This window comes from Neisseria meningitidis, assembly GCF_022869645.1.
In the GTDB taxonomy this organism is placed as follows: domain Bacteria; phylum Pseudomonadota; class Gammaproteobacteria; order Burkholderiales; family Neisseriaceae; genus Neisseria; species Neisseria meningitidis.
Genome location: NZ_CP064367.1, coordinates 1794869 through 1816772, shown reverse-complemented (window position 1 = coordinate 1816772; position 21904 = coordinate 1794869). Strand labels below are relative to the sequence as shown.

17 protein-coding genes, 1 tRNA gene and 2 pseudogenes are annotated in these 21904 nt (G+C 52.6%); 11 read left to right on the top strand and 9 right to left on the bottom strand.

Annotation, left to right across the window (positions count from 1 at the left end; all coding sequences use genetic code 11):
* Window positions 1–39 precede the first annotated feature (39 nt).
* The 3 genes from IUJ45_RS09185 to gmk form a co-directional block, all read right to left on the bottom strand.
* Window positions 40–2196 (bottom strand): RelA/SpoT family protein, encoded by a 2157-nt coding sequence (locus IUJ45_RS09185; RefSeq protein WP_002246351.1) that lies wholly within the window; start codon window positions 2194–2196, stop codon window positions 40–42.
* Between the two features lie 91 nt (window positions 2197–2287).
* Window positions 2288–2494, bottom strand: coding sequence for a DNA-directed RNA polymerase subunit omega (gene rpoZ, locus IUJ45_RS09180; RefSeq protein ID WP_002212665.1), 207 nt, complete (start codon window positions 2492–2494; stop codon window positions 2288–2290).
* Between the two features lie 58 nt (window positions 2495–2552).
* Window positions 2553–3170, bottom strand: coding sequence for a guanylate kinase (gene gmk / locus IUJ45_RS09175; protein WP_002246352.1), 618 nt, complete (start codon window positions 3168–3170; stop codon window positions 2553–2555).
* A 127-nt stretch (window positions 3171–3297) separates the two neighbouring features.
* On the opposite strand from gmk, the gene IUJ45_RS09170 reads away from it, so the two are divergent.
* Window positions 3298–3897, top strand: coding sequence for an adenine phosphoribosyltransferase (locus tag IUJ45_RS09170; protein ID WP_002218925.1), 600 nt, complete (start codon window positions 3298–3300; stop codon window positions 3895–3897).
* A gap of 45 nt (window positions 3898–3942) precedes the next feature.
* Here IUJ45_RS09170 and IUJ45_RS09165 read toward each other — a convergent pair whose 3' ends face one another.
* Window positions 3943–4731, bottom strand: coding sequence for a Cof-type HAD-IIB family hydrolase (locus IUJ45_RS09165; protein ID WP_002246353.1), 789 nt, complete (start codon window positions 4729–4731; stop codon window positions 3943–3945).
* Window positions 4732–5055: 324 nt separating this feature from the next.
* On the opposite strand from IUJ45_RS09165, the gene trhP reads away from it, so the two are divergent.
* Window positions 5056–6411, top strand: a complete 1356-nt coding sequence (trhP, locus tag IUJ45_RS09160) for a prephenate-dependent tRNA uridine(34) hydroxylase TrhP (RefSeq protein WP_002237271.1) — start codon at window positions 5056–5058, stop codon at window positions 6409–6411.
* 133 nt (window positions 6412–6544) lie between these two features.
* Window positions 6545–7021: a hypothetical protein gene (locus IUJ45_RS09155; protein ID WP_002246355.1), complete on the top strand. Its 477-nt coding sequence runs from the start codon at window positions 6545–6547 to the stop codon at window positions 7019–7021.
* A gap of 207 nt (window positions 7022–7228) precedes the next feature.
* On the opposite strand, the pseudogene hmbR reads toward IUJ45_RS09155, so the two are convergent.
* Together hmbR and IUJ45_RS09145 are read right to left on the bottom strand one after the other, a co-directional pair.
* Window positions 7229–9606 (bottom strand): annotated as a pseudogene (hmbR, locus tag IUJ45_RS09150) (TonB-dependent hemoglobin receptor HmbR).
* A 174-nt stretch (window positions 9607–9780) separates the two neighbouring features.
* Complete coding sequence (locus IUJ45_RS09145; RefSeq protein WP_002246358.1) at window positions 9781–10410, bottom strand: biliverdin-producing heme oxygenase; 630 nt, start codon at window positions 10408–10410, stop codon at window positions 9781–9783.
* Window positions 10411–10902: 492 nt separating this feature from the next.
* On the opposite strand from IUJ45_RS09145, the pseudogene IUJ45_RS09140 reads away from it, so the two are divergent.
* The 5 genes and pseudogenes from IUJ45_RS09140 (at window position 10903) to IUJ45_RS09120 (ending at window position 15566) form a co-directional block, all read left to right on the top strand.
* A pseudogene (locus tag IUJ45_RS09140) lies at window positions 10903–12208 on the top strand (paraquat-inducible protein A).
* On the top strand, window positions 12201–13862 hold the full coding sequence (gene pqiB / locus IUJ45_RS09135; RefSeq protein ID WP_082308724.1) for an intermembrane transport protein PqiB: 1662 nt from the start codon (window positions 12201–12203) through the stop codon (window positions 13860–13862). The pseudogene IUJ45_RS09140 and the gene pqiB overlap by 8 nt, the downstream one beginning before the upstream one ends.
* The gene (locus IUJ45_RS09130; protein ID WP_002229795.1) at window positions 13862–14380 is read left to right on the top strand and encodes a PqiC family protein; all 519 of its coding nucleotides are present in this window, start codon (window positions 13862–13864) and stop codon (window positions 14378–14380) included. Before pqiB ends, IUJ45_RS09130 begins: the two co-directional genes overlap by 1 nt.
* Window positions 14381–14383: 3 nt before the next feature.
* A complete protein-coding gene (locus IUJ45_RS09125; RefSeq protein ID WP_002216677.1) occupies window positions 14384–14935 on the top strand; it encodes a DNA-3-methyladenine glycosylase I in 552 nt (183 codons plus the stop codon).
* Complete coding sequence (locus tag IUJ45_RS09120) at window positions 14925–15566, top strand: arylesterase (protein ID WP_080611166.1); 642 nt, start codon at window positions 14925–14927, stop codon at window positions 15564–15566. The genes IUJ45_RS09125 and IUJ45_RS09120 overlap by 11 nt, the downstream gene beginning before the upstream one ends.
* Here IUJ45_RS09120 and IUJ45_RS09115 read toward each other — a convergent pair.
* Complete coding sequence (locus tag IUJ45_RS09115; protein WP_025461591.1) at window positions 15559–15738, bottom strand: hypothetical protein; 180 nt, start codon at window positions 15736–15738, stop codon at window positions 15559–15561. The two genes, IUJ45_RS09120 and IUJ45_RS09115, sit on opposite strands and share 8 nt — an antisense overlap.
* Between IUJ45_RS09115 and IUJ45_RS09110 the strand changes: the two genes are divergently transcribed.
* Entirely contained in the window at window positions 15737–16096 is a 360-nt protein-coding gene (locus tag IUJ45_RS09110) for a hypothetical protein (RefSeq protein ID WP_002222137.1), read from the top strand. The two genes, IUJ45_RS09115 and IUJ45_RS09110, sit on opposite strands and share 2 nt — an antisense overlap.
* A gap of 30 nt (window positions 16097–16126) precedes the next feature.
* Window positions 16127–18979: an aminomethyl-transferring glycine dehydrogenase gene (gene gcvP / locus IUJ45_RS09105; protein ID WP_002249434.1), complete on the top strand. Its 2853-nt coding sequence runs from the start codon at window positions 16127–16129 to the stop codon at window positions 18977–18979.
* Between the two features lie 464 nt (window positions 18980–19443).
* On the opposite strand, the gene IUJ45_RS09100 is transcribed toward gcvP, so the two are convergent.
* Window positions 19444–20283: a c-type cytochrome gene (locus IUJ45_RS09100; protein WP_082308690.1), complete on the bottom strand. Its 840-nt coding sequence runs from the start codon at window positions 20281–20283 to the stop codon at window positions 19444–19446.
* 284 nt (window positions 20284–20567) lie between these two features.
* Here IUJ45_RS09100 and IUJ45_RS09095 point away from each other — a divergent pair.
* Window positions 20568–20643, top strand: a tRNA-Arg gene (locus IUJ45_RS09095).
* Window positions 20644–20707: 64 nt separating this feature from the next.
* Here the strand turns inward: IUJ45_RS09095 and IUJ45_RS09090 are convergent.
* Entirely contained in the window at window positions 20708–21901 is a 1194-nt protein-coding gene (locus IUJ45_RS09090; RefSeq protein WP_002243760.1) for an amino acid aminotransferase, read from the bottom strand.
* Between the last annotated feature and the right edge of the window lie 3 nt (window positions 21902–21904).

Below are 21904 nucleotides of genomic sequence, written 5' to 3'. Positions count from 1 at the left end.
GGTTGCCTGTTAATCAAAAGGCAACCCGTTTTACCTGCTTCAACTTCTGATGACTTTGCGGATATATGGAATACTATGCAGATTTTGAATAATCTGATTCAATTGATTCAGATTCTTGACTTTCAATAAGAATTTGAATTCGACAAAACCTTCCGTTCCCGACTGGGATTTAGACGGTGTTTCGACCGACTCAATGTCCGCACCGGAATCGGAAATCGCTTGCGCCATTAATGCCAGCAAGCCGTGGCTGTCTTCCGATTGGACTTGAAGCCCGACACGGTAGTTCTGCCCGTTCATATTTTCCCAGTCTGCATCCAGCTGCTGTTCGGGATCGGACTTCAACAACGTCGGGCAGGTATCCCTATGGATAATCATGCCTTTTCCCTTAACCAACAGCAAACGGATGGAATCACCGGGAACAGGGTGGCAGCACTCTGCAAAATGAATATGCCCGCTTTCCTGACCATCGACTTTAATGGAACTGAGCCTGACCTCGCTACCGAAATGCTCCCCTGCCAACTCGGCAATGTGCATGGCGACATAAACAGGCAGGGTATGCCCCATACCGACGTTGTACAGCACTTCCTCAAATGAAGTCTGTTTGTCGTTGAGATCGGCAAGGTATTTTTCTTTGATGCCGTCTGAAAGCAGGACATCTTTGGGCAGCAAACTGGACAGGGCTTTTTGTAAGAGGCTCTCTCCCAAAACGACCGCATCGTGCCGGTTAAGGTTTTTAATATATTGGCGTATGGCACTGCGCGCCCTGCCGGACACGGCGAAATTCAACCACGCGGGATTGGGTTTGGCGTATTCGGATGTGATAATTTCAACAGAATCACCGGTTTTGAGCTTCGTACGCAACGGCATCATGATATTGTTGATACGTGCGGCAACGGTTTTGTGCCCGATATCGGTATGCACCGCATAAGCAAAATCGACAGGCGTTGCCCCTTTGGGCAAAGTTAGGATTTTTCCTTTTGGCGTAAGGATGTAGATTTCGTTCGGAAACAAATCGACTTTGACGTGTTCGAGAAACTCAATGGCATTGGCACTGCTTGCCTGCAAATCTAAGATATTTTTCAGCCACCGGTTTGTGTGAAGCACCGCCTGATCGACCGTCTTAGAATATGATTTATAGCTCCAATGTCCGGCGATTCCACCTTCGGCAACAGCATCCATTTCCTTGGTACGTATCTGAACTTCAATCGGCAAGCCGTAAGGACCGACCAAAGTCGTATGCAGACTTTGATACCCGTTGCTTTTCGGAATGGCGATATAGTCTTTGAACCGCCCGGGCTTAGGCTGATAGAGGGTGTGCAATGCGCCGAGTGCGGCATAACAGGCTGGAATGCTGTTGACAATGACGCGGAAACCGTAAATATCCATAACCTCGGCAAAGCGCAGCTTTTTCGCCATCATTTTCTGATGGATGCCGTACAGGTTTTTTTCCCTGCCTTTGATTTTGGCCTCTATATTCGCGCCTACCAGCCGCTGGCCGAATGCGCGCAAGACTTTGCCGACAACGTCCTGCCGGTTCTTCCGGCTCTTGTCCATCGCTTTTTTTAAAGTCTCGTAGCGGTTGGGATGCAGGTTTTGGAACGATAAATCCTGAAGCTCTTGATATGCGTTATTCAAACCTATGCGGTTGGCAATCTGTGCATAGATTTCAAGGGTTTCCCTTGCAATCCGGCGGCGTTTGTCCGGGCGCATCGAACCGAGTGTCCGCATATTATGCAGACGGTCGGCAAGTTTGACGACGATGACGCGTACATCTTTGGTCATTGCCAAAATCAGTTTGCGGAAACTCTCCGCCTGATGCTCTGCATGATCTTCAAATTTGAGTTTTTCGAGTTTGGACAGCCCGTCCACCATCTCGGCAACCGTATTGCCGAACACCGCCGCCATTTCCCCTTTTGTCACGCCCGTATCTTCCAATACGTCGTGCATCACGCCTGCACAAAGACCCTGTATGTCCATATGCCAAAGGGCGAGCTGCGTCGCAACGGCAATCGGATGCGTGATGTAGGGCTCCCCGCTTTTGCGGGTTTGCCCGTCGTGGGCGCGAAACGCATAGGCGACAGCTTTTTCAAGCTCCGCCTGTTCCTCGGGCTTGAGGTAGGAGGCGGTATGGAAAAGCAGGGCACGCGCTTCGGCGGTCAGGGGGTCGTAAGGGGCGGAAGGTTGGGGGGCGGGCATTTCAGACGGCTTTCGGTATGTATGTGTTTTTCATTTCAAACCGTCGGACTGCACGGCGGCAAAGTGTTCCGGCGTGCGTTTCCGGCAGAATTTATTTATTGCGCGTCAACAGTTCTGTACCGATATGTCCGGCGGCGATTTCCCTTAAGGCGGTAACGGTCGGTTTGTTATTGCGGACATCGTCCACAAGCGGCGTGTTGCCGTTCTCAAGCTGGCGGGCGCGGCGAGCCGCTACCAATGTCAGGTCAAAATGGTTGGAAATTTTTCCGGTACAGTCTTCGGTGGTAATACGTGCCATATTATTTGCTTTCTTTCAAAAATATTTAAATTGGGAAACCGGGTATTTTCGCCGTTTTCTAGGAATTTTCCAACAAATCTGCAATAAACCCCAGTTGCCGCGACCTTTTCAGACGGCAGGCATTCACAATATGGCGCAAATCCTCCTCCGCTCGCGCCAAGTCGTCATTGACCACGACAAAGTCGAACAATACGGACTGCTCGATTTCATGCCTTGCCTTCGACAGCCTCCTTTGGATAACTTCCCGACTGTCCGTCCCACGTCCGTTGAGACGTGCAGCAAGCACGTCGAAAGAAGGCGGCAGGATAAAGATGCCGACGGCTTCAGGCAGCGCGTTGCGAACCTGCGCCGCGCCCTGAACGTCGATTTCCAAAATTACGTCATAGCCTGCCGCCGCCAACGCATTCACGCCCTCCGCGCTTGTGCCGTAATAGTTGCCGAATACGTCTGCGTATTCCAAAAAAGCCTCCTGCGCGATAAGCGACTCAAACTCTTCTTTGGAAACAAAGTGATAATGCACGCCGTTTGCTTCGCCTTCACGCGGCGGGCGCGTCGTGTGCGACACAGAAACGCGCAAACCGTTATGGTTTGCCAACAGCCGAGAAACCAGCGTGGTTTTGCCCGTGCCAGAAGCGGCCGAAATGATAAAGATGTTGCCTTTTCGATAAGCGGACATATTTTTTACCTGTATATTTTCCAGCCGATTGTATCACAATGGACACCCAGTTTCCTATTTGCCGATGCCCATATTTTGCCGCTATTGTTTTGATTGATTTGGCAAGCGGCAGGCTGACGGCTACAATATGGCGTTAAAAACATCAAACTTGGAACACGCAATGCTGGTTCATCCCGAAGCTATGAGTGTCGGCGCGCTTGCCGACAAAATCCGCAAAATCGAAAACTGGCCGCAAAAAGGCATCTTATTCCACGACATCACGCCCGTCCTGCAAAGCGCGGAATACTTCCGACTTTTGGTTGATTTATTGGTTTACCGCTATATGGATCAGAAAATCGACATCGTTGCCGGTTTGGACGCGCGCGGCTTCATTATCGGCGCGGCACTCGCCTACCATCTCAACGTCGGTTTTGTCCCCATCCGCAAAAAAGGCAAGCTGCCTTTTGAAACCGTATCGCAAAGCTACGCGCTCGAATACGGGGAAGCTGCGGTGGAAATCCACACCGATGCCGTCAAACCCGGTTCGCGCGTGCTGCTGGTCGATGATTTGGTTGCCACGGGCGGCACAATGCTTGCCGGGCTGGAACTGATCCGCAAACTCGGCGGAGAAATTGTCGAAGCCGCCGCCATTTTGGAATTTACCGACCTTCAAGGCGGCAAGAATATCCGTGCAAGCGGCGCGCCCTTATTTACCCTGCTTCAAAACGAAGGCTGTATGAAGGGCTGAAAACCGACCCTGCCGTCTGAAACCGGCAGGGTTGTTATTATGCATTCAAATCACGCCCAAATCTTGCAAACCCCTCAACACGCCGTCTTCATCAACGCTGGGGCAAACATATTTCGCCACTTCTTTCGCCGCCTGTTCCCCGTTGCACATTGCCACACCGAACCCGACTTCTGACAGCATTTCCACATCGTTCAAACCGTCGCCGAACGCCATCACGTCCGCCATTTCCAAACCCAATGCTTCAACCACGCTTCTGATGCCGTCTGTTTTCGACGCCCCCGCAGGCAGCAGATCGACCGCTTCCTCGTGCCAGCGCACCGTTTTCAAGCCTTCCCGTTCCACAATATCCGACCAGAGCGGCATTTCGTTTTCCTCCGCAAACACCAGCATCTGATACACCGGTTTGCTTGAAAAATAATCCTTATCGGCAAAAAAATCGCTGGCGATATGCTTCAAGGCGCGGCACACGCATTCCGACAGTGCGGACACCGCAATCCCCTCTCCGCCGACAAACGCATAATCCATACCCAAGCTATCCAAATGCGCGCAAACCCTGCCCATCAAACCGGCATCCATCGGTACTTCGCACACAGTTTTTCCGTGTAGCAGCGCAAACTGTCCGTTTATCGTTACCACGGCATCCATTCCCGTTTCCGCCATCATGTCCCTGACCTTTTCGGGAATCGTCGCCAAAGACCGCCCCGTTGCCAACGCCGTCAATATACCTTTGCCGCGCAAAGCCGCCACCGCCGTTTTCACGGAAGGGCGCAAGGTATCCGTATATTTGCGGTACAGCGTATCGTCAATATCGAAAAACACGATTTTGGGATTCATCACATTCTCTCTCGCATTCAAATTGCCGCATTGTATCCCAAGCAGGCAAATACTTGATAAATCCTTATAAATTTCCCGGCAAAATTGACCGCGAACACGAAAAGGCGGATAATCCGCCCATCCTCAAACCCTTTTCAGACGGCATTTGCAGCAATGCCGTCTGAAACATTTTTACAAAGCACACAAATCATGTTTCAACACACAGGACGACACATAAAGCGTCGCCCTATATGTTGCCCTGATTCGGAAAGGGTTACACCCCTCCCAAATAAAGTCTGATTCTACCGCCCTAAAGGGCGGGGTTTCAACCGAAAAGGAAACACGATGAAAGCACCCGAACTCTTATTGCCCGCCGGCGGATTGGAAAGAATGCGCACCGCCTACGACTACGGCGCAGATGCCGTTTATGCCGGCAGCCCGCGTTACTCACTGCGCGCCCGCAACAACGAATTTGCCAAACTCGACGTTCTCGAGCAAGGCATTAAAGAAGCGCACGAGCGCAACAAAAAATTCTTTTTGACCGTCAACACCCTGCCGCACAACTCCAAACTCAAAACCTTCGTTTCCGATATGGAGCCGCTGATTGCCATGAAACCCGACGCGCTGATTATGGCGGATCCGGGTTTGATTATGACCGTGCGCGAAAAATGGCCGGAAATGCCGATCCACTTGTCCGTACAGGCCAACACCACCAACTACTGGGGCGTGAAATTCTGGCAGAATATCGGCGTCGAACGCATCATCCTGTCGCGCGAATTGAGTATGGAAGAAATCGCCGAAATCCGCCAACAATGCCCCGACATCGAACTCGAAGTCTTCATTCACGGCGCATTGTGCATCGCCTACTCCGGCCGTTGCCTACTCTCCGGCTACTTCAACCACCGCGACCCCAACCAAGGCACCTGCACCAACTCCTGCCGTTGGGACTACAAAGTCCACAACGCTACGGAAAACGATGCGGGCGATGCCCAGCTTCTGCAAGGTTTTAACTTTGAAAAAGCCCAAGAAGAAGCCAACCAAAACTTTGAAGGCATCAACGGTCAAAAACGCCATCCCTACGCCGACAAAGTTTTCCTGATTGAAGAGTCCAACCGCCCGGGCGAGATGATGCCGATTATGGAAGACGAACACGGCACTTACATCATGAACTCCAAAGACCTGCGCGGCATTGAAGTGGTTGAGAAACTCGCCAAAATCGGCGTGGACAGCCTCAAAGTCGAAGGCCGCACCAAGTCGCTCTATTATGTCGCACGCGTCGCCCAATCCTACCGCAAAGCGATTGACGATGCCGTCGCAGGCCGTCCGTTTGATTACAGCCTGTTGAGCGAACTCGAAGGCCTTGCCAACCGCGGCTACACCAGCGGCTTCCTCGAACGCCACCAAACCCAAGACTATCAAAACTACCTCAGCGGCCATTCCACCGCCAAACAAAGCCAATACGTCGGACACGTTACCGAAATCGACAAAAACGGCTGGGCGACCATCGAAGTTAAAAACCGCTTCGCCGTCGGCGATTCACTCGAAATCATCCACCCGAACGGCAACCAAACCATCAAATTGGAACAAATGGCCCGAAAAGGCCAGCCTGTCGATGTCGCACCCGGCAACGGCATTCAGGTCAAAATCCCCGATATGCAGGGCAAAGAAAAAGCCCTCATCGCACGCGTGTTGAACCCCTGAGCCACAATGCCGTCTGAACCCCGTTTTCAGACGGCATTTTGTTGAATCTTACGGTACAATGGCAATGATTTCCCACCGCAAGCAAGGATATCCGACATGAAAAAAAATCCTCATACTCTCCGCCGCCGCCCTGATGCTGGCAGTCTGCCAATCCGGCAGCGCACCTAAAAACGCGCACACGGCATCCCCCGGCACACCGGCCGGAGAATCATGCAAAGTCATCCGGGGCGACACCGCAGGAAGCGGCAAAAACATCATTTACCGTTGCTGCAACGGTCAGGCGGCAATAAATGCAGCCATTGCAGACGGCGTATTGGAATCAGGGATTCCCGTCAGCTTCGGCGGCGGGGGCGTACCGGTTGCAAACGGCAGGAATCTAGTTACCCGTCAGGCGGCAAACGGCATAGGCAAATTCGACTCAGAAGCCTACGAACGCGCCCTAATCAATGCCGCCCGCAAATTCCAACAGACCGCAGGCAAACTCGGCGGACGCGGCGTTACCGGCTTCCACAGCTACTTTGACAAGCAACCGCTGCAAGGCGGGCAATACGACTGTCAGGCAGGCTCGTTCCACGTCCGCGTGGTCATGCGCGCCAATGTCGTCCGTTAACATATCGGCAATCAAAAAATGCCGTCTGAAACATTTTTCAGACGGCATTTTTAATCCTGCAACATTACTCCCTGCCTGAGTTCGGATACTGTATCAATATAAAACCCCATCACACAGATTTACGGTAAAAAGCCGTCCGAATGAATTCTTGAACACAATTCGGACGGCTTTAATTTTCAACAAGGCGATTAATTCAATAATACCAGATTAAAACTTCCATTCCAGCGATACGGCGTAATTGCGGCCTGGGGCGCGGTAGCGGTCTAAGCCTTTGCCATCGCGGTCGACCGCATTGGTGGTGCTGTAGCTATATAAACCGCGCAGGGAATCCCAAGTGGTGTATTTGCGGTTGAACAGGTTGTACACGCCCGCACGCAGGGTCAGGTTTTTCACCGGTTTGTAGAAGCCGTACATATCGAACACATAAGCCGACTTGTTCAGCCACGGGTAATCTTTTACCTTTTTCTGCAAAGGCGTACCCCAGCCCTTGTTTTCATAAACGGTGTATTGCGCGTCTTTGACCTTTTTCGCGCCTAGATAGGTCAGGCGGGAGAATACGCCCCATTTTTCGCTCGGACTTTCATAGTCGATACCGGCAATCACTTTCAGCGGCTGTGTGGACAGCAGGCTGTTGTCGCCCGACAGTTTGCTTTTCGCATAACCCAGCGAGCCGAACAGTTTCCAGCCCTCAGGAACAAAAGACGCTACTTTGTCCACATTCAGACGGCCTGTCAGCTCGATACCGCGGATTCTGGCCTTGTCGATATTTTTCATCTGCCAATCCAGTTTTTCTTTGTAGGGGTCGCTGCATATACTGTAGTAAGCATTTTCCTCAGTACAGCCGGGAGTGCCGCTGGTGGTCAGCTTCTGCTCTTCAGACAGGAAATTGCGGTAATTGCTTTGATACAGGTTGGCATCCAGCATGCCTTTTTCGCTGCGGCCTTGCAGAGACAGGGTGTGGGTGGTGCTGCGCTCGGCTTTCAGGTTGGGATTGGGCAGCCAATTACCCGAACCGTGGTTGTAAGTGAAATACACTTCGGACGCATTGGGGACACGGTAGCCGGAAGTAATGTCGTAACCGACACGCCAAGCCTGATTCAGTTGCGCCGCCAAGCCGACAAAACCGCTCCAGCCTTTATAAGTGTTGGCTGCAGGTGGTGTTTTGTCACAAGCATGACACTCGGCATTCAATTCCTGAGGCGTCATTTTGGTGTGGTCGTAACGGATACCTGCGCGGCTACTGAACACGTCGTTCCATTGAATTTGGTCAGACAGTGAGAAACCGTAGTTGGTGGTTTTCACCGGATGCTGGATACTGCTGGTGGTTCGAACAACACGGCCGCTGAAGTAATAATCGTCGCGGTTTAGGTTTTCAAAATCACGGCGGCTGGCGAAAGTTTTAAACGACAGGCGGTGTCGCCCCCCCCCCCGAGTTGCAACGGATGGCTGTCCAAACGCAAAGTAAAACGTTTGAATCGGGTGTCCATGCTGCGGTTGTATATTTCGCCAACTTCCTTTTTATGGTACTCAGTTTCCCATGTGGTGTAATTCGTCGGGAACAGGCCTTTGTAGTTAATCGCCGCCACTTTGGTTTTCTGATAATCGAAGTCCGCCTTCAAAGACGACAACCAATTTGAATCAGGCATCCATTCGTAAAAGAGGTTGGCATTGCGCCGTCTGTTTACGTCATCGGCTTCGCGCCAGGAAGAAGCGGTCAGGTTATAAGACTCTTCAACCGTGTAATTATGCCCCTGCTGACCGTTGAGCGATGCGCCGATGCGGTGGTTGTCGTTGATTTGATAAGCAATCTTACCCAAGAAGTTGTGGTATTTGTGTTTGGACGGATCGGGGATGCCGCGGGCGGAACCGCGGATATTCGTTTCTTTACCCGCACCTTCTACCGGATAGCCGCGGTTGCCCGCGCTTTCGGTTTCATGGCCGCGCCGTTGCGAATACAGCAAAGCAGCATCCACGCGGTCGTTACTCACACCGAAACCGAGGGTATTTGTCCATTCACGGTTACGCGTGCTGTAACCGTTTTTCATCATCACGCCGAATTGCCTGTCGTCCAACAGCAAATCACGGCCTTGCAGCGTTTGGTAATTCACACCGCCGCCCAATGCACCACTGCCGGTATTGAAAGAGTCTGCGCCCTTCACGATTTCAATATTGCGTACGAGTTCGGGGTCGATAGACAAACGCGAGCTGTTGAAGTTGCCATAACGGGCGTACAGCGAGTTTTCTTCGGAATCAGGCAGGTTTACACCGTCTATGCTCACGCCGACACGGTTGCCTTCCACGCCGCGAACAGCAAAGCCTTTTTGATGGCGGCCGCTGTCGCTCAAGCCGACATCGGTGGAATAGCGCACCAAGTCTTTATTGTCGCGTATCATTTCTTGTTTGATACGGTTAAGGTTGACGCGTTCCACAGCCGCAGGCGCATTGCGCTGACCTTTAACGCGCACTGCTTTTATCTCTGCCTTAACGGGTGTGGTTTCAGTTGCAGCTTCATCTGCTGCCAAGACCGGATTGCCGAAAATACTGCCGACCAGCGCGGCGATAGGGAGCATTTGTAATGGTTTCATATTATCAACTCAAGATGTATGGATTGTTCATCCATCGGTTAGCGAATAATAGATTTTATGATAATCATTAATATTTAATAAGACAGTAATCCATGTAAACAAAGCCGCGCCGTGTAATTAAAGGTCCCTGCAAACAGCTATGCCGAGACCTTGTTTATTTGGTTCGATTATTTTTTAGTGCCTGTGCGGCATCATTCCTTCCGGTGCTTCGGCATCGGCTGCCAAACCGAAGGTTTCGCGCAACACGACTTTGTAGAATGCAAAGGCTTCGCGCGCGCCTTGGATGGCTTCCGCTTCGGCTTCGGGAGTCAGGTTCAAAGCGTTCAGATGCTCGACGAAGGCGCGCCAGTGTTTGCCGCGCCCGTCGGGATGCGGAGCGAGGTGGCGCGCGCCGTGTTCGCCGTTGTAATCGAGTTTTTGCGCGTGTTTGAACAAAAACGCCGCGCCCAAATTGGATCCTTCGGCGCAATAAAGCCAGCCGATTGCTTTGTTGCCGGCTTCGTATGGCAATTCTTTGTCGAATTTGTAAGGCTCTTCGCCCAAGTCTTTCAAGTCTTGCGTTACGGCATCGTATCGCGCCATGTATTCCAGCTCGGGAATGGCTTTGTTTAATTCGGCATCTTTATAAATATGATCGACCGCCTTGTGGAAAACGGATTGGAGTTTCAAAAATTTGATGTAGTTTTCTTTGCTGACAAACGGTTGGACAGACATAACGAGATTATCCACGCTGTCGTGAACCGCCGTGGTATCCGCCTTCAGACGTTTGGCAAACGTCAGGGCTTGATTTTCGGTTTCACTCATAAGTTTTCCTTTGTCGGTAAGGGATAAGGATGCGGGGCGGGCAAAATCCGCACTTGCCCGCATATATAGTGGATTAACAAAAACCAGTACGGCGTTGCCTCGCCTTAGCTCAAAGAGAACGATTCTCTAAGGTGCTGAAGCACCAAGTGAATCGGTTCCGTACTATTTGTACTGTCTGCGGCTTCGCCGCCTTGTCCTGATTTTTGTTAATCCACTATAAAAATAATAAAGAATCATAAACGAAATTTATTATCACATATTTTTGGAAAAAATATCATTTGCGTGATGTTTTTAAGCAGGTATTTTACTATTCTTTACAGAATCGGGATTTTATCAAATGGGTTCGGCAGTCGGCGGACAGCCGCTCGAAAAATATTTTTGCCGGACACCAAGGGCTTGTTCATACTGCCGAACCTGCCGGTTTTGCATCCTGATTGGGTGTATCGCCTTTTTTCCTTTATAATGCCGCCACTTATATTTGCCACTTTCCCGATGAAGCCGTTTGCCGAAAATATCCCCCACAGCCTTCGCGGCAACTGCCGCGACGAAGCCCTGCCGCCGCATACGGTAGATTGCCCGGAATGCGGCTGCCGCGCGGATGTGCCGCAATTGGACAGGGGGGGAGGCGGCGTTCTGCCCGCGCTGCGGCTATAAGCTCTTCAGGGTGGGCAGGCATCCTTTTTCCGCCCCGCCCGCTTATGCGGCGGCTTCGCTGATTTTGATGGCGTTTGCTTACGGTATGACGTATATCGAGGTCGGGATACCGGGTGCGGCATCCGTCCTTTCGCTGCCCGAGATGATGCGCCTGATGGTGTTTCAGGATTATGGTTTTTTGGCCGAAGTGATGTTTGTGCTGACCTTCGGCGCGCCGGTTCTGTTTCTGCTGCTGTGCCTGTATGTCTATGCCGCGCTGATACGGAAACAGGCGTATCCTGCGCTGCGTTTGGCAACGCGTGTGATGGTGCGCTTGAGACAGGCGATGATGGTGGATGTGTTTTTTGTTTCCACTTTGGTGGCGTATATCAAGCTCTCGTCTGTGGCAGAGGTTCGCTTCGGATCGGCGTTTTATCTGATGTTCGCGCTGTCGGTTATGCTGATTCGGACTTCGGTATCGGTTCCCCAGCATTGGGTGTATTTTCAAATCGGGCGGCTGACGGGGGATAATGCGGTTCAGACGGCATCGGAAGGTAAAACCTGTTGCAGCCGCTGCCTGTATTTCCGCGACAGTGCCGAATCCCCCTGCGGCGTGTGCGGTGCGGAACTGTACCGCCGACGGCCGAAAAGTCTGAGTATTTCGTCGGCGTTTCTGACGGCGGCGGTTATTTTGTATTTCCCTGCCAATATCCTGCCGATTATGATTTCGTCCAATCCTGCCGCCACGGAGGTCAATACCATCCTTAACGGCATCGCTTATATGTGGGACGAGGGCGACAGGCTGATTGCGGCGGTTATTTTCAGCGCGAGTATTTTGGTGCCGGTACTGAAGATTGCGGCAATGTCGGTTTTGATTGCGTCCGCCCGCTTCGCTTTGCCAACGGGTGCAAAGAAATTGTCGCACCTCTACCGCATCACCGAAGCGGTCGGCCGCTGGTCGATGATTGATATTTTTGTGATTATTATTTTGATGTGTTCGTTCCACACTTATGCCGCGCGCGTCATTCCGGGCAGTGCGGCAGTCTATTTCTGCCTGGTCGTGATTCTGACGATGCTGTCCGCCTATTATTTCGACCCGCGCCTGCTTTGGGACAAACGCGCTTCAGACGGCATTGCTTTCAATGAAACGGAAAAACATGACTGACAACAGCCCTCCTCCAAACGGACACGCCCAAGCACGCGTCCGCAAAAACAACACCTTCCTCTCTGCCGTCTGGCTGGTTCCGCTGATCGCGCTGATTGCCGGCGGCTGGCTTTGGGTTAAGGAAATCCGCAACAGGGGGCCTGTGGTTACGCTCTTGATGGACAGCGCGGAAGGCATTGAGGTCAACAATACGGTCATCAAAGTATTGAGCATCGATGTCGGACGCGTTACCCGAATCAAACTGCGCGACGACCAAAAAGGCGTGGAAGTAACCGCCCAACTCAATGCGGACGTATCCGGCCTCATCCGCAGCGATACCCAGTTTTGGGTGGTCAAGCCGCGTATCGACCAAAGCGGCGTAACCGGTTTGGGTACGCTGCTTTCGGGTTCGTACATCGCCTTTACACCCGGCAAAAGCGACGAGGCAAAAGACGTGTTCCAAGTGCAGGACATTCCGCCCGTTACCGCCATCGGGCAAAGCGGGCTGCGCTTGAATTTGATTGGTAAAAACGACCGCATCCTCAACGTCAACAGCCCTGTTTTGTATGAAAACTTTATGGTCGGGCAAGTCGAAAGCGCGCATTTCGACCCGTCCGACCAAAGCGTGCATTACACCATCTTCATCCAAAGCCCCAACGACAAACTGATTCATTCCGCCAGCCGTTTCTGGCTGGAAAGCGGCATCAATATCGAAACCACAGGCAGCGGCATCAAACTCAATTCCGCCCCTCTGCCTGCCCTGCTGTCGGGCGCGATTTCATTTGATTCGCCGAAAACCAAAAACAGTAAAAACGTCAAAAGCGAAGACAGCTTCACGCTTTACGACAGCCGCAGCGAAGTCGCCAACCTGCCTGATGACCGTTCGCTGTACTACACCGCGTTTTTCAAACAATCCGTGCGCGGACTGACCGTCGGTTCGCCTGTCGAGTACAAAGGGCTGAATGTCGGCGTGGTTTCCGATGTTCCTTATTTCGACCGCAACGACAGCCTGCACCTGTTTGAAAACGGCTGGATTCCCGTACGCATCCGTATTGAGTCTTCCCGTTTGGAAATCAATGCCGACGAACAAAGCAAAGAACATTGGAAACAACAATTTCAGACGGCCTTAAACAAAGGCCTGACCGCCACCATCTCCAGCAACAACCTGCTGACCGGCAGCAAAATGATTGAGTTGAACGATCAGCCTTCCGCCTCGCCCAAGCTGCGACCGCATACCGTTTATGCAGGCGATACCGTTATCGCGACCCAGGGCGGCGGTTTGGACGATTTGCAGGTCAAATTGGCGGATTTGCTGGACAAGTTCGACAAACTGCCTTTAGATAAGACGGTTGCCGAATTGAACGGTTCGCTTGCCGAGCTCAAATCCACACTCAAATCTGCCAATGCCGCCCTAAGCTCCATCGACAAACTGGTCGGCAAACCGCAGACACAAAACATTCCGAACGAACTGAACCAAACCCTGAAAGAGTTGCGCACAACCCTGCAAGGCGTATCGCCTCAATCGCCTATCTACGGCGACGTACAAAATACGCTGCAAAGTTTGGACAAAACCTTAAAAGACGTTCAACCCGTCATTAACACTTTGAAAGAAAAACCCAACGCGCTGATTTTCAACAGCAGCAGCAAAGACCCTATCCCGAAAGGAAGCCGATAATGCGCCTCTTCCCGATTGCCGCCGCCCTGACGCTTGCCGCCTGCGGTACTGTGCAAAGCACACAATATTTCGTGTTGCCCGACAGCCGCTACATCCGTCCTGCAACGCAAGGCGGCGAAACTGCCGTCGAAGTCCGTCTTGCCGAACCGCTCAAACGCGGCGGACTGGTCTATCAAACCGACCCCTACCGCCTCAACACCGCACAAAACCACGTCTGGGCAGACACCTTGGACGATATGCTCGAAGCGGCGTTGAGCAATGCATTCAACCGTTTGGACAGCACACGCATCTTTGTTCCTGCCTCACGCAGCGGCAGTACCGAAAAATGGACGGTCTATATCGACGCATTCCAAGGCAGCTACACGGGCAAAACCCTCATCAGCGGCTACGCCGTCCTACCCGACGGTACGAACAGACCCTTCCATATCGAAACCGAACAGCAGGGTGACGGCTACGCCGCGATGACCGCCGCACTCGAACAGGGACTGAAACAGGCGGCGCAACAGATGGTCGAGTAAACCGTGAACTATTGCGAATTTGCCGCCTCACTTCCCGAAAACACCGATAACCCGAACAAACATTACCACGACACGCAATACGGTTTTCCGATTGAGGACGACAATGAATTGTTTGAGCGGCTGGTGTTGGAAATCAATCAGGCAGGATTAAACTGGACGCTGATGCTGAAGAAGCAGCAGGCGTTTCAGACAGCATTTGAAGGGTTCGACATCAATACCGTTGCCGCCTTCGACGACACCGACCGCGAACGCCTGCTTGCCGACGCGGGCATCGTCCGCAACCGCCTGAAAATCGATGCCGCCATTTTCAATGCACGGCAAATCCAAGCGTTGCAACAAGAATACGGCTCGTTCAAGAACTGGCTTGACGCGCACCATCCGCGAAGCAAAGACGAATGGGTTAAACTCTTTAAAAAACATTTCAAATTCGTCGGCGGCGAAATCGTCGGCGAATTTCTGATGAGTACCGGCTACCTCAAAGGCGCGCACGCCGAAAGCTGTCCGGTTTACCGTGAAACCCTGAAATACCACCCGAAATGGCTCGATGCCATCTGAAAAACCAATGAACAGAAGAATCTTCCTCCTCGGCGCAGGCGCGTTGCTGCTTACCGCCTGCGGCAGAAAATCCGCCCGAACCCACGCCAAAATTCCCGAAGGAAGCACCGTACTTGCCTTGGGCGATTCGCTTGCCTTCGGCTACGGCGCAAACCCTGGCGAATCCTACCCCGCGCAACTGCAAAAACTGACGGGTTGGAATATTGTCAACGGCGGCGTATCGGGCGATACATCCGCCCAAGCCCTGTCGCGCCTGCCCGCGCTGTTGGCACGCAAACCCAAGCTTGTGATTGTCGGCATAGGCGGCAACGACTTTCTGCGCAAAGTTCCCGAGGAGCAGACCCGCGCCAATATCGCGAAAATCATCGAAACCGTGCAGAAGGAAAACATCCCCGCCGTCCTCGTCGGCGTGCCGCACATCACACTGGGCGCGTTGTTCGGACATTTGAGCGACCATCCGCTGTATGAGGATTTGTCCGAGGAATACGGCATTCCGCTGTTCGGCGGCGCGTGGGCGGAAATTTTGGGCGATAATAATCTGAAATCCGACCAAATCCACGCCAACGGCAAAGGCTATCGGAAATTTGCCGAAGATTTGAATCAATTTTTGAGAAAACAGGGGTTTAGATAAACAAAGGTTTATCCGCACCCAAGTTGTTTATATAATCATGAACCGACTGGGACACCAAACTGCTTCGGGACGCATATGCCGTCTGAAGTGCAAAGCCTACGCCATACAGCCGCATGAAGTTGCAGCGGTATGGCGTTTTTTGAAAAAGACGGCCTGCCGGTTCAGACGGCATGACCGACCGTCCGAGCCTGCTGTGGATAAAGCCCGGACAGGCTGAAATCATGGAATATTGCGAACCTGAAGAAGCATCCGACCCGTACGCAACATACAGGCGTGCCAACCTGATGGCGGGTCTGCCGCTGTTTGTCGTGATTTTGGTTCTGCTCAATATTGTTTTTCCGCTTCCGGCGTATCCATTGGCTTGGCTGGTGCCTGCAGGTTTCATGGTTTTGGGCGGCGGCTTTCCCTTATCGCTGCCGCTTGTGGCGCTGCTTGTCCTGACCTGCTGCATTCTGGCGCATTGTCCGCCATTATCCCGTCTTTTGTGCTACCCTTGCCCGAATCATCCGATGTCTAAAAATTCTGCCTGATGGCAGCCCTACAAACCCGAAGGAGTAGAAATGAAACTGTCCGAACTGTTCAACCCCAACGAATTTGCCGCGCGGCATTTGAGTTTCGGCGACGAAGCGGCGTTGCTTGCCGCTGTCGGCGAGAAAAGTATGGACGATTTTGTCGGCAACACCGTGCCGCAAAGCATCCGTATGCCGTCCGAACTCGATTTGCCCGAGGCCTTGACCGAAGCGGACGCGTTGGCAAAATTGAAAGGCATTGCGTCGAAAAACATGATCAACAAATCCTATATCGGTTTAGGCTATTACCCGACCCGCGTGCCGAACGTGATTTTGCGTAACGTATTGGAAAATCCGGGTTGGTACACCGCCTACACGCCGTATCAGGCGGAAATTGCCCAGGGTCGTTTGGAAGCTTTGTTGAACTTCCAACAAGTGTGCATCGATTTGACCGGTTTTCCCGTGGCGGGCGCGTCTTTGCTGGACGAGGCAACTGCCGCCGCCGAAGCGATGGCGATGGCGCACCGCGTGGGCAAGGTAAAATCCGAGCGTTTCTTCGTGGACGAGCGCGTGTATCCGCAAACTTTGGACGTGATGAAAACCCGCGCCAAATATTTCGGCTTCGAGCTGGTGGTCAGCGATTTTGCCAAAGCGGATGACGGCGAATACTTCGGCGCGCTGTTCCAATACGTCGGCAAAGACGGCGATGTGCAAGACTTGCAGGATGTTATCGGTCGTCTGAAAGCAAAAGGCACGATCGTTGCTGTTGCCGCCGACATCATGAGCTTGGTTTTACTGAAATCACCTGCCGAATTGGGCGCGGATATTGCTTTGGGCAACACCCAACGTTTCGGCGTGCCTATGGGCTTCGGCGGGCCGCACGCCGCTTATTTCGCGTTTAAAGACGCGTTCAAACGTTCCGCCCCTGGCCGCATCATCGGCGTATCCAAAGACGCATCAGGCAAACCTGCCTTGCGCATGGCGTTGTCCACCCGCGAGCAACACATCCGCCGCGAAAAAGCCACGTCCAATATTTGTACCGCACAAGCATTGCTGGCGAATTTGGCGGGTATGTATGCCGTTTACCACGGCCCTGAAGGCGTGAAACGCATCGCCAACCGCATTCACGCGCTGGCTTCTGCTTTTGCCGATGCGCTGGTTTCAGACGGCATTAATGTGGTTCACAAAGTCTTCTTCGATACCGTTACCGTCGATTTCGGCAACAAAGAGAAAGCAGACCAAGTGTTTGCCGCTGCTTTGGAATCGGGCTATAACCTGCGCCGCGTTAACGATACTCAAGTTGCGGCTGCATTCCACGAAACATCGGCATGCGAAGATTTGGTTGATTTGTACCGCGCGTTTACCGGCAAGGATACGTTCGCATTTGCCGATGATGTCAAAGGCCGTCTGAACGCCGAACTGCTGCGTCAAGACGACATTCTGCAACATCCCGTGTTCAACCGTTACCACACCGAACACGAAATGCTGCGCTACCTGAAAAAACTCGAAGACCGCGACTTGGCGATGAACCGCAGCATGATTTCATTGGGCAGCTGCACCATGAAACTCAACGCGACTGCGGAAATGTTGCCGATTACTTGGGCGGAGTTCTCCGACATCCATCCTTACGCTCCTGAAGCGCAAACCGCCGGCTACCGCGAATTGCTCGCCGATATGGAAAACAGCCTGAAATCCATCACCGGTTTTGATGCAATTTCCTTCCAGCCCAACTCCGGCGCGCAGGGCGAATACAGCGGTATGCTTGCCATCCGCCGCTATCAGGAAGCGCAAGGCGAAGCGCAGCGCAACATCTGTCTGATTCCCAAATCCGCCCACGGCACCAACCCCGCCACCGCCGCCATGCTCGGTTTGAAAGTCGTCGTCGTCGATACCGACGAACACGGCAACGTCAACATCGACGATTTGAAAGCCAAAGCCGAGCAACACCGCGACGCTTTGTCCGCCATCATGATTACCTATCCGTCCACCCACGGCGTGTACGAAGAAGGCATCCGCGACATCTGCCGCATCGTCCATGAAAACGGCGGACAGGTTTACATGGACGGCGCCAACCTCAACGCCCAAATCGGCATCATGCAGCCTGCCGAAGTCGGCGCGGACGTGTTGCACATGAACCTGCACAAAACCTTCTGTATCCCTCACGGCGGCGGCGGTCCGGGCATGGGTCCGATTGGCTTGAAAGCCCATCTGGCTCCGTTCGCACCGGGACACGCTTTGACCGACACCCACAGCGCCAGTGCCGACCAAACCGCCGTTGCTGCTGCGGCCTTCGGTTCTGCGTCCATACTGCCGATTACTTGGATGTACCTGACCATGATGGGCAAACAAGGCATGGAACAGGCGACACGCTGGGCATTGCTCAACGCCAACTACGTTGCCAAACGCCTGAGCGAAGACTATCCGATTCTGTATACAGGCAAAAACGGCCGCGTCGCGCATGAATGTATCGTCGATTTGCGTCCGCTCAAAGCCGAAAGCGGCATCACTGAAACCGACATCGCCAAACGCCTGATGGACTACGGCTTCCACGCCCCGACGGTTTCCTTCCCCGTTGCCGGTACGCTGATGATCGAGCCGACCGAGAGCGAAAGCAAAGCCGAACTCGACCGCTTCATCGCCGCCCTGAAACAAATCAAACAGGAAGTGCTGAAAGTCGGGCGCGGCGAATGGCCGAAAGAGGACAATCCGCTGGTCAACGCTCCGCATACCGCATCCGATGTAACCGGCGAATGGGCGCATCCGTACTCCCGTGAAGAAGCCGTCTTTCCGTTGCCATTCGTCCGCGAACACAAATTCTGGCCGAGCGTCAACCGTGTGGACGACGTGTACGGCGACCGCAATCTCGTGTGCAGCTGCCCACCGATGGAAAATTATGAAGACTGACCGTTGAAACCCCGAAGACAAATGCCGTCTGAAACATTTTCAGACGGCATTTTCGTCAACGGCAGACTGGTTGCACCAATACACGTATCTCGACTATAACTTTAAAACAAATGAGTTAAACCAGTATCCATACATCAGCTTTTTTATCATCCTACTTTTTATTCATCCGATCGTGCAAACAGATTTCAAAGATGAAAAGCCTATTCACACCCTTTGATGTCATTTCCACACGGACAAACAAATATAGTGGATTAACAAAAACCAGTACAGCGTTGCCTCTCCTTAGCTCAAAGAGAACGATTCTCTAAGGTGCTCAAGCACCAAGTGAATCGGTTCCGTACTATCTGTACTGTCTGCGGCTTCGTCGCCTTGTCCTGATTTTTGTTAATCCACTATAAATTCCCATAAAAAAACGGAGCAGATACCTGCCCCGTTTTTATTTAATCCGAAATTTTAATCTAAATTTAGAATTTTGCACCGGATTGGTTTGCCATATAGTCAACAGCCGCTTTGACTTCGTCATCGCTCAAACCTGCATTGCCGCCTTTGGCCGGCATCGCGTTAAAGCCTTCAAGGGCGTGTTTGTGCAAGGTTTCTTTGCCTTTTTTGATACGCGGTGCCCAATCGTCTTTTTTGCCTATGCCGGGAATACCGGGAATCGAACCGCCGTGGCACACCTGACAGGTTGCTTCGAAGACTTTTTTACCGTCAACGCCGACCGCAGGGGCTGCCGCACCCTTGTCTTCTGCCTTCGCTTCTGCCGAAGCTGCACTATCGGCAGGAGCAGAAGCTGTTCCTGAAGCGGCATTGTCGGCAGGCGCAGCCTCATCAGGATTCGGGAAAGAACCGCCGCTTTTGTTCGCCATGTAAGTAATCGCCCGTTTGAGTTCCTGATCGGTCAGGTCTGCCGCACCGCCTTTGGCAGGCATGGCGTTAAAGCCGTTCAGCGCGTGTTGGAACAAGGTATCGAAGCCTTGCGCGATACGCGGTGCCCAATCGCCGTTGTGTTCCAGTTTCGGAGCGTTCGGCACATTGCTGTCCGCCGCGTGGCATTGGATACAGATTTTGCCGAAAATCTGTTCGCCTTGGCGTTCGCCGACGGGGATGCCGTCGCCCATCGTCAATTGTCCGACGGGCTGGATACGGGTCTGCGTTGCCGCTTCCGTAGTGGCATCGACATCGCCGAACGAGCCGCTGCCCGCCAGCTTAATCAGGAAATAAAGGACTGCAATAACAATAACGATACCGCTCACAAGGGTAAACAGTGCAGAGCCTTGGGCTTTGTTGTCGCGGAGTTGTTTCATTTGGTAGGCCTCGCCGTCAGGTTAGGTTGTGCTGTAAATTATAGTTTGGTGTGTTAAACGCAGTTAACAATATTTTGCTGGATTATACTGAATTCACAGGGTCTTTCCAATCGCTATCATTGAAAATATGAAAAAATTTGCCAACGGTATCTGTATAAAACAAATAATCCTTTGAAAATAATGGTTTATCCTCAAGAAAACTCTCCTTATGCCGCCATACGCCGCCTGCCGGCGCAAGATAACCTTTGCCAATTTGCAGAATTTACGTTAACCTTACGTTTTACGCACCCATAGCTCAGTTGGAAGAGTGTCAGTTTCCGAAGCTGGAGGTCACAGGTTCGATCCCTGTTGGGTGCGCCAATTATAAAGAGACCGTCTGAAAGATAAATATTTTTCAGACGGTCTTTTGACTTACTTCAAACTCTTATTTCAAGACTTCCGCAAATGCGCGGGCAACATAGTCGGTATTCGACGTATTCAGTCCGGCGACGCACATCCTGCCGGAATCCAGCAGGTAAACGGCAAATTCGTCGCGCAGCCTGCGGACTTGTTCCACGCTCAATCCTGTGTAGCCGAACATGCCGCGCTGTTTGATGAAATAAGTGAAATCGCGATCGGGGATTTGCGCAGTTAAGACATCATAAAGTTTCTGCCGCATCGCACGGATGCGGTCGCGCATCATATAAACCTCGTTTTGCCACAAGGCGTAAAGTTCGGGGCTGTTCATCACGTCGGCGGCGATATACGCGCCGTGCGCGGGCGGGCTGGAGTAGATGCGGCGGACAGTGAATTTGAGCTGTCCGAACACCAAATCCGCTTCTTCCTTATTCGGGCAAACCACGCTCAGGCCGCCGACGCGCTCGCCGTAGAGCGACAGGTTTTTTGAGAAGGAATTGCTGACGAACAAGGGCAATTCCATTTCCACCGCTTTGCGGACGGCGTAGGCATCGCTGTCCAAATCGCCGCCGAAGCCTTGGTAGGCAATGTCCATAAACGGAATCAGTTTGCGCGTTTTGATGATGTGCAACACTTCGTCCCATTGCTGTTCCGACATATCCACGCCGGTCGGGTTGTGGCAGCAGGGATGGAGGATCAGGACGCTGTTTTCGGGCAGGGTGTTGAAAAACGCGGTCATTTCGTCGAATTTCACGCCAACAGTGGCAGGGTCGTAATATGGGTAAGTGCCGACCTCGAAACCTGCGCCTTCAAAAATGCCGCGATGGTTGTCCCAAGTCGGGTCGCTGACGTAGGCGCGCGCTTCGGGAAACCAGCGGTGCAGGAAGTCCGCCCCGACTTTGAGTGCGCCCGAGCCGCCCAAGGTTTGTACGGTAACGATGCGCCCTTGCGCGAGCGCAGGGTTGTCTGTGCCGAACAATAAATGCTGCACCGCGCTGCGGTAAGTGTCCAAGCCTTCCATCGGCAGGTAGGGCGACGGCGCAGGCGTGGCGGCGCGGGCGGTTTCGGCACGGCGCACGGATTCCAACACGGGCATTTTGCCTTCGTCGTCGAAATAAATGCCTATGCTCAAATTGACTTTTTCAGGGCGCGGGTCGTTTTTGAAGGTTTCGACCAAACTCAAAATCGGGTCGCCCGGATAGTATTCGATGTGTCGGTACATAGT